The 10,668-nt window shown below is 65.9% G+C and carries 5 protein-coding genes and 1 pseudogene; 1 reads left to right on the top strand and 5 read right to left on the bottom strand.

Annotated features, from left to right (window positions below):
- The 4 genes and pseudogenes from VJ811_RS12920 to gdhA all read right to left on the bottom strand — a co-directional run.
- Positions 1 to 1,151 (bottom strand): annotated as a pseudogene (locus tag VJ811_RS12920) (hypothetical protein); the annotation flags it as partial.
- 159 nt (positions 1,152 to 1,310) lie between these two features.
- Complete coding sequence (locus VJ811_RS12915) at positions 1,311 to 3,284, bottom strand: heme-binding protein (RefSeq protein WP_324072947.1); 1,974 nt, start codon at positions 3,282 to 3,284, stop codon at positions 1,311 to 1,313.
- 4 nt (positions 3,285 to 3,288) lie between these two features.
- Entirely contained in the window at positions 3,289 to 4,722 is a 1,434-nt protein-coding gene (locus VJ811_RS12910; protein ID WP_324072945.1) for a multiheme c-type cytochrome, read from the bottom strand.
- Between the two features lie 50 nt (positions 4,723 to 4,772).
- On the bottom strand, positions 4,773 to 6,128 hold the full coding sequence (gene gdhA / locus VJ811_RS12905; RefSeq protein WP_324072944.1) for an NADP-specific glutamate dehydrogenase: 1,356 nt from the start codon (positions 6,126 to 6,128) through the stop codon (positions 4,773 to 4,775).
- A 157-nt stretch (positions 6,129 to 6,285) separates the two neighbouring features.
- Here gdhA and VJ811_RS12900 point away from each other — a divergent pair, with 157 nt between their 5' ends.
- Positions 6,286 to 7,236 (top strand): TPR domain-containing protein, encoded by a 951-nt coding sequence (locus VJ811_RS12900; protein ID WP_324072941.1) that lies wholly within the window; start codon positions 6,286 to 6,288, stop codon positions 7,234 to 7,236.
- Positions 7,237 to 7,649: 413 nt separating this feature from the next.
- On the opposite strand, the gene putA is transcribed toward VJ811_RS12900, so the two are convergent.
- On the bottom strand, positions 7,650 to 10,668 hold a 3,019-nt coding region (gene putA / locus VJ811_RS12895), incomplete at its 5' end, for a bifunctional proline dehydrogenase/L-glutamate gamma-semialdehyde dehydrogenase PutA (RefSeq protein ID WP_324072939.1).

Raw genomic sequence — 10,668 nt, 5'->3', positions numbered from 1 at the left:
TCGATCTGCACGTCGTTCTTTTCGCGGTTCATATTATAGGTCACGCTGACCTGGCTGGTCAGCCCGACGACCGGGAAATCCTGGCGATAGAGATTGGCGGTCAGGACAAAATCGTCGCGCGGGGTCTGGGTGATGTCGTTGAGGCCGCTGTTCGTGTCCTTCTCAAGCCGCCAGAAGGCCGCGAAATTATATTGGAAGCGATTGTTGTCGCGGTTGCCGAACAGGCGGATGCCGAGCTGGCTGTCGTTGAACAGGAAGCCGCGAAAATCGCTCTGGAACGGCTGGATTCCGAGGCGGATCGAATAAAAGTCATAGCGGTCGGACGTGTTGCCGAGATGCTTGTCGACAAACAATTCCTGCACGCCGAGGAACGAGTCATAGCGATGGCTCGCCTTCGACGGGCGCACGTCGAGCACGCGCCGTTCGGGCACGTCGACATAATTGGCCTGGTAGGCGAGGGTGACGCGATATTCGATGTCGGGCGGCTTGAACGCGGTCGATCCCTTGATCAGCGCCGCGCCCGCGATGAAGGTTTGTGCAAAGACAAAGCTGCGGTCCTTGCCGAACACGTCGAGGCTGCCCGGCCGCTCGGTCGTCTGGACGCCGACAGGGATGGGAAAGGTGCGCGGTTCGAACACCGTGTCGGATACCGCATTGGCGACGATGAACCAGTCGTCGCCCTTGATCGGCAGCCAGGGAACCTTGCTGCGGTCGATCGCGCGGTCGCCCTTGTAGGTGTTCTGGTTATAGGGGTCGAACCAGCGTTCCTTGACCACGCCCAAGCTCTCGATCAGGCGCCAGCGGTCGGGAACCGGAAGCTGGTCCTCCATCCCCGGAAACGCCTGCGGCGGCGGCGGGCGCAGCGCGCCGGCATTGTCCTGGGTGAGCGCATCCGGAAGGTCGGGGGTATAACCAGGGCGGCGGCGGCCTTCGATAATCCCGGTTACCAGATCGTCCTTGACCATCTCCTGCCAGTCGACCGGCGGTGGCGGCGGGATCAATTCTTCGGCGGGCTGTTCGGCGCGTGCGGCATCGCCGACGACAGGCGGTCCCTCGGGCGCGGGCGGCGGCGGCGGAATCTCGGCGCCCGGCGCGCCCTGCGCGGCGAGCGTCGCGATGATCGGGAGAAGGCTGCTTCCGAGGGCGCTCATAGTCTGGCGACCACAAATCTACCGTGCCCCTGCGAAGGCAGGGGTCCATCACCCGCCACATCGAAATCCAGCAGCCGATGCTGGAAAGGCGATAGCTTAGGAGATGGACCCCTGCCTTCGCGGCGGCACAAGCGATGGGAGAGCACCAGCCGCAACATTCTATAGCCCGTCGCAGACGTTCTGGTTCGCCGTGTCGAGGAACGGGGCGAACGGGCAGCTGATATAGCGCAGGCGAACCCCGGCGCCGACATTCACGACGACATTGTCGGCGCGAATGGCCTTCGGCGCATTGCCAATGCCGCCGACGCGCGCGCCGCCATTATGCGCGCCGAGGAAGCTGATCATATCATCCTGATCGATGCCGTCGCCCGACACACCGATCGCACCGACCAGCTGATTGCCGCGATAGATGGGGACCGAGCCCGGAAAGATCTGGATGCCGTTCTGCAGCCGGTTCTGCCCCGGCGCGACGTCGGGCAGCGTCGTGCAGCGCTGCGGCGTATCCGCTGGGCTCGTACCACCGACAAAGCCGAGATGCGCGCCGAGATTGCCGATGATCAGCGCCGATTGCAGCCCGGTCGAGAAAGGGTTGAACTGCTGGATCGGGCGCGACAGCGGTCCGTGCGGGCGGCCGACCTCGCCGTCGGGGAAATAGGGCCGCGACAAATTGCCGCCCGACCGGTCGGCAAAGGCGATCGTGCCGGTGAGCGCCGCGGGATCGTTCAGGAAGGTCCGCGTCGCACTGACGAACTGGCGGACGTCGGCACTGGCGTTGGCGCTGAGTTCGCTCCCCGCCTGCGCGCCCGAGAAAAAAGCGGCGGTACGGGCCTTTTGCAGGCTCACGTCGGTGCCGAAAATCGGCGCGTCGGGCGAGCGGACGAGACCGAGCACCGACCCATGCGTGTCGACGATGCTGATCGTCACCTGCGCCCGGCTGTCGAGCGGGCGGCGGATTTGCGCACGCGCGCGGCTCATCACCGTGAAGGCTTCTTCGAGCACCGCGCGCGCCTCGGCCTGCGTCAGCGGCGCGCTGTTGGTCGCCCCGTCGGTGCCGGCGCGCAGCGGATAGCGGTTCGTACCGCTGCCGTCGGTGAGGACGAACGCGTCGCGGTTCGAAAATTCGGCGGCGGTCGAGGCGCGGATGCCTGAGGCTTCGCTGCCATAGGCGGTGCCGGGGATGATCGCGGCATTGGCATAGCCGATCACCGCGACCAGACTGCCCGCAACGCCGTTGAGGCTCGCGAAACTCGCGCCGCCGCTGGTCATTACCCCCGCAAAGGTTGCATCGGAGAAGCGCAGGCTGGTCCCGTCGACGGTGATCTTGTCGGCGGTGATCGCCGCCGGTGCTTCGAACCCGCGCGTACCGGCGAGCGCGATGAACTCCTCGGGGTCGTTGTCGATGTCGAGGATATTATTGTCGCTGCCGTAATCGCCGTCGCCCATCACCCCGACACCGCCGACGAGCACGCCATTCTTGTAAAGCGGCAGCCCGCCCGGATCGGCGGCGAGGCCGAGCGGCGAACGTTTGGGCCCGATCAGCGCCGCCGCGCCCGCCATGCCAAAACGGCTATTGAGGTCGCTGCACGGCAGCTGGCTGAACTGCACCCCGAACAAGGGTCCGCTTTCGAGGCCGACGGTGGTCGGCGCGGGCGGAAAATGCTCCTGGACGATCTGGCTCGCGGTGCGGGTCGAAAAGGCGTTGCCGCCGCTCGAGAGATAAGCCCCCGTCACCGCCTTGGCGATCGCGCCGCCTTCCGCCGGGAAGGGCACATTCTGCGCGTCGATGTTCACGCCATTGGGGGCGGGCGCAGTCGTCGCGGTCGCACGCGCGCCGTTCATGCGGAACACGCCGAGCACATTGCCGACGCGGTCGGTCACCGCGATCACCGACGGCAGGCTGCGGGCCTGCGCTTCGGCGATCGCCTGCGCCAGCACGCGCTCGACATCGGTGGTGCTCAGCGCTTCGGCGGCGGGCGGCGTATACACCGTAGTCGGCGTTGGAGTGGGGGTCGGCGTGGGCGTCGGGGTCGGCGTGCCGCCGCCCCCCCCGCCACCGCCGCCGCAAGAGGTGAGCAGCAGCGCGCCCATCGCGGCAAAGGCGGCCGAACGGAAAAGATGGGTCTTGCTTCGCATGATCTTACCGCAGCGCCCCGATCGCGCGCACCGCGCTGCCGAACGACGCCTGGAATTCGCTGGGTTTATAGGCGTTGGGATCCTTCACCGCGGCGTAAGCGCGGTCGATGTCGCCGCGGATGCCCGCCGCCGCGCCCACGGTGACGCGGCCCGACGACACCATCGCGTTGAGCAAGGTATCGACCCCCATCACCGCCTGCTGCGACCCCGAATAATCGGTGTAGCGATCGCTGATCGCCTTTGCCGAAATCGCATCGACCATCGCGAAGGCGTCGGCGCCCGAAAAGCTGCGCGAGGCGAAGGCGCTCTTGAGCGCCGCGACCGTCTGCGCCAGCTGCGCCGCCGCGGCGACCGCGCTTTGCCGGTCGGTCGCCATCGCCTTGTGGAACGCCGCGGTGCGCGCCGCGAGCTGGTCGGCGAGCGCGGGCGCCGCAAGCCGCGCGGCGGCGGCGAGCATGATCAGATTCTCGTCATTATAGGGCGGCATGCCTTCGGGGATCGACCGGCCGGGATTGTCGAGCCCCGTCCGCACCGGCTTCGCCTGATCGAAGATGCGGCGATGGCAGCTGTGGCAATCGAGGAAATAAAATTCGGGGAACATCCCCTCGGTCCCGCGCCGCGTCTGGAACAGCGCGAGGCTGCGTTCGATCGCGGTCGCCTGCCCGACCGCCCACATCTGGACATGGTCGGTGCGCCGTCCCGCGGCGCCGAACTTGCGCCAGCCATAGTCGGCGTCTTCCTGATGATGCGCCTGGAGCGAGGAGAAGAGGTCGAGTTCGAACGAAATGCGCGGATGACCGGCGGCCATGAGGCGGTGGGTGACGAATTGCCCCTCGCCCGCCTCTCCGAAGTGGCAGTCGACACACACGCCAGCACGGACCACCGGATCCTCGAGCTTCTTGAGCCCTGCCGACAGGTTCGCGAGATGTTTGTCGCGCATTTCACGGTCAGGGTCGGCGTTTGTCCCGACCCCGGCATAATGGCTGGCGATCCAGCCGCCCGCCGGCCCGTGGCACGATTCGCAGCCGACGCCGTCTTCGGCCGGGACCGCGCGCGCCGTGCCCGCCGTGCTGTGACAGCCGAGGCACATCTGCGCCTTGGCGGGGTCGCCGATACCGAGATTGCGCGCGATGAACTGGCTGCGGTTATTGCCCAGCACCGCCCACGCCCGGCTGTGCGCGCCGCCCGGGGTCGAGGGTTCCTGCCATTTCATCAGCTCGTCCTGGCGGACGACGGTGCCGTCGCCCTCCATCCGGCCGTGGCAGGTCGACCCGGCACAGGAGGCGACGCCCGTGTAGCGCGCGCCGCTTTCGCCCTGCGACCGGGCTGGGGGGGCAAAGACGAACGCCGCGATGGCAAGCGCCAGCAGCACCAGCACGAGGGCGGCAAATGCCGTCCAAGGCCGATCGCCGCGCTCCTTCCCAGCGTGCGCCATCATCCGCAGTACCCCTTTTTCCCCAACCCGGCGCTTTTACGCCTTGGGCCGAATTACACCACCCCGAAAGCCAGCATCGCGTCGGCAACCTTCTTGAATCCCGCGATATTGGCGCCCTTCACATAATCGATATAGCCGCCGCCGCGGTCGCCATAGGTCAGACAGCTCTTGTGGATCCCGTCCATGATATCCTTGAGCATCTGCTGGAGCTCAGGCTCGCTCCAGCTGCGGCGCCCGCTGTTCTGGCTCATTTCGAGCCCCGACACCGCGACGCCGCCGGCATTCGCCGCCTTGCCCGGCGCGAACATGATCTTCGCATCCTTGAAGATATGCACGCCCTCAAGGTTCGTCGGCATATTGGCGCCCTCGCTGACCGCGATACAACCGTTCTTCACGAGCGTCTTGGCGTCCTCGCCGAGCAGTTCGTTCTGCGTCGCACACGGCAGCGCAACGTCGCAGGGGACGCCCCACGGCGTCTTGCCCGCGGTGAAGCTCGCCGATTTATACTCGTCACAATATTCCTCGATCCGCCCGCGGCGGTGGGTCTTGTGCGCCTTCACCCAGTCGATCTTTTCCTGCGTGATGCCGTCGGGGTCGTGGATGAAGCCGCCCGAATCGGAGAGCGTCAGCACCTTGCCGCCCAATTGGACGATCTTTTCCGCCGCGTGCGTCGCGACATTGCCCGATCCAGAGATAACGGCGGTCTTGCCGACCAGATCCTGACCCTTCGCAGCGAGCATGTTGGCCAGGAAGTAAACGGCCCCGTAGCCCGTCGCCTCGGTACGGATCAGCGAGCCGCCCCATTCGAGCCCCTTGCCGGTCAGCACCCCAGTAAACTCGTTGGTGATCCGCTTATACTGGCCGAACATGAATCCGATTTCGCGGCCACCCACCCCGATGTCGCCCGCGGGCACGTCGATGTCGGCGCCGATGTGGCGATAAAGCTCGGTCATGAAGCTCTGGCAGAAGCGCATGATCTCGCGCACGCTCTTGCCCTTGGGATTGAAGTTCGACCCGCCCTTGCCGCCGCCCATCGGCAGCCCGGTCAGCGCATTCTTGAACGTCTGTTCGAACGCGAGAAACTTAAGCACGCTTTCGGTGACGCTCGGGTGAAAGCGGATGCCGCCCTTATACGGGCCGATGGCGTTGTTGTTCTGGACACGCCAGCCGCGCTGGACGCGGATATTGCCGTTGTCGTCTTCCCAGCAGACGCGAAAGGACACGACGCGGTCGGGTTCGGCGATGCGCCGCAAAATCTGCTGCGCGTGATATTCTTCCTTGTCGGCGATGAAGTCGAAGATGTCTTCCGACACCTCCTGCACCGCCTGGACGAACTCGGGCTGACCCGGGTTGCGCTTTTTTACGCCTTCCATGAACGTCGAAAAGTCGACGTGATCCGAAACTGCCATGCACCCCTCCCCTGTATGACTGGGAAAGCCGGTGCGACCCCTGACGATTTTATCGTTGACCGACCTTGTGTGCCAAAGGCTACACCATCGCCGAGCAAAGGCAATATGACAGCGCGCACAGGCGGCATTTTTTCGCGGCGCGCACAAAGGGGCAAAAATGAGCGAGAGCAACGAGATGGCCAAGGGGATGGGCCGCGGCATGACGGGCACCAACCGGGCGATATTGATCGCCGCCTTCATCCTGCTGACGGCCGCCATCGGCTATGCAATCTGGCGCGATTCCGGTCCCTCGGCCCCCGATCCCGCAGCGCAGGAAACGGGCGCGCCGTCCGATCAGCTCGCCGAGCTGGAAGCGCGCACGAAACGCGAGCCGAACAATGCCGAAGCCTGGACCGCGCTCGGCGCAGCGCGATTCGACATGAGCGATTTCGCGGGCGCGGCCGGGGCGTATGAGAAAGCGGTCGCGCTTTCGCCCGATTCGGCAGGCCTCTGGTCGGCGCTCGGCGAGGCGCGGGTGATGGGAAGCGACAGCGACCCGATGCCCGCCGCCGGACTCGACGCATTCAACCGGGCGATCGCGCTCGATGCGAAGGATCCGCGCGCGCGCTATTTCCTCGCGGTGAAGAAGGATATCGGCGGCGATCACAAGGGCGCGATCGACGACTGGTTCGCGCTGCTCGCCGACACGCCGCAGGGGGCGCCGTGGGAAGCCGATCTCCGCCGCACGATCGAGCAGGTCGGGCAGATTCACAAGATCGATGTCGCCGCCCGGCTCGCGGGCACAGAGGCGCGTCCGCTGACCGCCAACGAGATGCCCGTCGCGGCGCGCGCCATTCCGGGACCGAGCCGCGCCGATATAGAAGCGGCGTCGCAGCTCCCCAAGGGTCAACAGGATCAGATGATCGACAGCATGGTGAGCGGGCTCGAAGCGAAGCTGAAGGCTAATCCCGCCGATGTCGACCGCTGGATCATGCTGATGCGCAGCCGCATGACGCTGGGCGAGACGGCGAAAGCCGCGCAGGCGCTGAAGGACGGGATTGCGGCCAACCCGGCGGCGGCGGGACGATTGAAGGCGCAGGCGCAATTGCTTGGGGTGCCGGGAGCTTAGAGAAAATTTAGTTCGCACAAAGCCACCAAGCCACGAAGAAATCTCAATCCCGTTCGTGCTGAGCTTGTCGAAGCACCGTTCTTCTTCTCACGACGCCCAAAGAAAGAACGGCCCTTCGACAAGCTCATGGTGAACGGAGAGATATAATCTTCGTGGCTTCGTGGCTTTGTGCGAACCATTTACCCATTTGACACCAGCGCGCGACGCAAATCATTGCACGGTGCCGCGGAAAGGCTATGCTGGCTTCGCTGCGGGGGGCAACCATAACATAGGGTCGCCGCGGCATTATGCCGCGAGACGATTTCGGACGTATTGCCCGGGACAGTTGTCCACTCTGTATCGGGCCTCGTGGTCGCAATGAACCGGCTGATGCGCCGGTTGCCGAAGCCACCGCGCATCAGCCGGCGCATGACCTAACCCGCCATCAGCGCCGCATTGCCGCCCGCCGCGGTGATATCGGTCGAGATCGACTTTTCCTCGGCGAAGCGGTGCAGGTAATGCGGACCGCCAGCCTTGGGACCGGTGCCCGACAGCCCGCGCCCGCCGAACGGCTGTGAACCGACGATGGCGCCGATCTGGTTGCGGTTGACATAGACGTTGCCGACCTGCGCGCGCGCCGCGATATGTGCTGCGACGCCATCGATGCGCGTGTGAACGCCGAGCGTCAGGCCATAACCCGAGGCGTTGATCGCATCGATGAGCTGGTCGAGCTCGCCACCTTTCCAGGTCGCGACGTGGAGCACGGGACCGAAAATCTCGCGCTTGAGGTCGATGACATGGTCGAGCCGGATCGCGACCGGGGGTACGAAATGGCCATCCGTGGGCAGGTTCGTGCGCCCCGCCTCCGCGATCACGCGCCCCGCGGCGCGTGCTTCGGCGACATAGGCGGCGATATTCGCCTGCGCCTCGTCGTCTATGATCGGGCCGACATCGGTCGAAAGGATCGACGGATCACCGATATTGAGTTCGGCCATCGCGCCCGCGACCATTTCGATCATCGTGTCGGCGACATCTTCCTGCACGCAGAGCAGGCGGAGCGCCGAGCAACGCTGTCCCGCCGACTGGAAGGCGCTGGCAACGGCGTCGCGCGCGACTTGTTCAGGCAGCGCGGTCGAATCGACGATCATCGCGTTGGCACCGCCGGTTTCGGCGATCAGCGTCGCGATCGGACCGTCGCGCCCGGCGAGGCTGCGGTTGATCATCCGTGCAACTTCGGTCGAGCCGGTGAAGGCGACGCCGATGATATCGTCGTTGCTCGTCAGGGCTGCGCCGACCGTCTCGCCGCGGCCGGGGAGAAACGCCAGCACATCGCCGGGGACTCCGGCTTCGAGCAGCAGCTCGACCGCCGCGTGCGCGATCAGCGGGGTCTGCTCGGCGGGTTTCGCGAGCACGGCGTTGCCCGCGGCGAGCGCCGCCGACACCTGCCCGAGGAAGATCGCGAGCGGGAAATTCCACGGGCTGATGCACACGAACACGCCCTTGCCTTCGAGCATCAGTTCGTTGCGCTCGCCCGTCGGACCCGGAAGCGCAACCGGATAAGTGAAGTCGGCACGCGCCTGCGCGGCATAATAGCGGAGGAAATCGACCGCCTCGCGCACTTCAGCGACAGCATCGACGAGCGTCTTGCCCGCTTCGTCGATCGCGAGGCCGAGGAAAAGCGCATCATGTTCTTCGAGCAGATCGGCGGCGCGTTCGAGCCGTTCGGCGCGGAAAGCACCGCCGGCGAGGCTCCAGTCGCCTTGCGCCTTGCGCGCTGCGGCGACGGCATCGGCAATGGTGGCCGCATCGGCTTCAATCACCTGACCGACAATCGCTCCCGTCGCAGGATTGCGCACCGCTTCGACCTGGCCCTTTCGCGGGGCACCGCCAACGATCGGCGCCGCGATCAGGTCGCCGCGCCGCGCCGCGCCGATCGCCGAAACCAGCGCCTCGGGCACGCCCGGATCGCCAAGATCATAGCCGCGCGAGTTGCGGCGGACGGGGTCGAAGAGGCCGCGGCCGGTCGCGATGGTCGAAGACGCCGCGCTCGCGACGCTGCGCGGATCGACCGCGAGCTGTTCGGCGGTGACCCCGGGATCGGAGAATTGGTGGACGAAGCTGGAGTTTGCGCCATTTTCGAGCAGGCGGCGAACGAGATAGGCGAGCAGATCGCGGTGCGTTCCGACCGGCGCATAGACGCGCACGGGACGCGGCGGCGGGAACAGCGCGACGAGCGCATCATGCGCGCCCTCGCCCATGCCGTGTAGCCGCTGCAGCTCGTAATCAGCGCCGGCGAACTGCTCGGAGACAAAAGCGAGCGTCATCGCATTGTGGCTCGCGAAGGCCGGATAGATGCAATCCTGGCAGTCGCGCAGCAACTGCGCGCAGCGCATATAGTTGAGGTCGGTGTGAAGCTTTGCCGTGAAGACCGGGAAATCGCCGAGTCCCAGCGTCTGCGCGCGCTTGATCTCGGTGTCCCAATAGGCGCCCTTGACGAGGCGCATCGACAGCTTGACCCCGCGCGCCCGCGCGCGGTTCGCGAGCCAGTCGATCACTGCGGGCGCGCGCTTCTGATAGGCCTGAATAACGATGCCGAGCCCGGTCCAGTCGTCGGCGATCCCGGCGTCGATCAGCGCCGCGAACACGTCCATATGCGGTTCGAGCCGGTCGCTTTCCTCGGCGTCGATCATCAACGGGATATTCACCGCGCGCGCGGCTTTCGCGAGTTCGATGACGTTCGGGATCAGCTCGCCCTGAACACGCGCCGGTTGCAGATATTCGTAACGCGCGTGCAGCGCCGACAGCTTGATCGAAATGCCGTGATTGGCGTGCGGGTCGCCCGGCTTGGCCGCCTTGCCGATGCGTGCGATGGCGTTCGCATAGCTCTCATAATAGCGCGCCGCATCTTCGGCAGTGCGCGCGGCTTCGCCGAGCATGTCGAAGCTCGCGAGTTCGGACTTTTCCTTGTCGGCGCGCTTGACCGCGGCGTCGATCGTCTCGCCCATCACGAACTGCTGGCCGAGCAGCTTCATCGCCGCGAGCGCCGCCTGGCGGATCACCGGTTCGCCCGAGCGCCGGACCATCGATTTCAAAAGCGTGAGCGGGTTCGCCTTGCTGCCCATTGCGTCGAGCATCAGCGTCGCCGAGCCGAGCGACAAGCCGCGCGCCGACAGCGCGACGATCAGCGGGCTGTCCTCCTCTTCGCCTTCGTTCCATTGGCGCCCGGCGATTTTGTCGCGGATCAGCGCGTTGGCCGTCGCATTGTCGGGCACGCGAAGCAGCGCTTCGGCGAGGCACATCAGCACGACCCCCTCCTCGGTCGACAGGCGATAGCGGTTCATCAGCTGCGCGACGAGCGTCTCGCGCTCCCCCTCGGCCTTCGCCTTGCGGATCAGTTCGAGCCCGCGGCGGGTCACGGCGTCGACGCTGGCCGAAGAGGTGGCAAGAGCATTA

The organism is Sphingopyxis sp. (assembly GCF_035250425.1).
GTDB lineage: Bacteria > Pseudomonadota > Alphaproteobacteria > Sphingomonadales > Sphingomonadaceae > Sphingopyxis.
Note: the sequence above shows the minus strand (reverse complement) of the source record. Positions and strands in the feature narration are given on the sequence as shown.

Excerpts from the sequence above, each read along its gene's own strand:
- VJ811_RS12915 (WP_324072947.1), bottom strand. The coding sequence starts at position 3,284 with ATGCGAAGCAAGACCCATCTTTTCCGTTCGGCCGCCTTTGCCGCGATG.
- VJ811_RS12910 (WP_324072945.1), bottom strand. The coding sequence starts at position 4,722 with ATGATGGCGCACGCTGGGAAGGAGCGCGGCGATCGGCCTTGGACGGCA.
- gdhA (WP_324072944.1), bottom strand. The coding sequence starts at position 6,128 with ATGGCAGTTTCGGATCACGTCGACTTTTCGACGTTCATGGAAGGCGTA.
- VJ811_RS12900 (WP_324072941.1), top strand. The coding sequence starts at position 6,286 with ATGAGCGAGAGCAACGAGATGGCCAAGGGGATGGGCCGCGGCATGACG.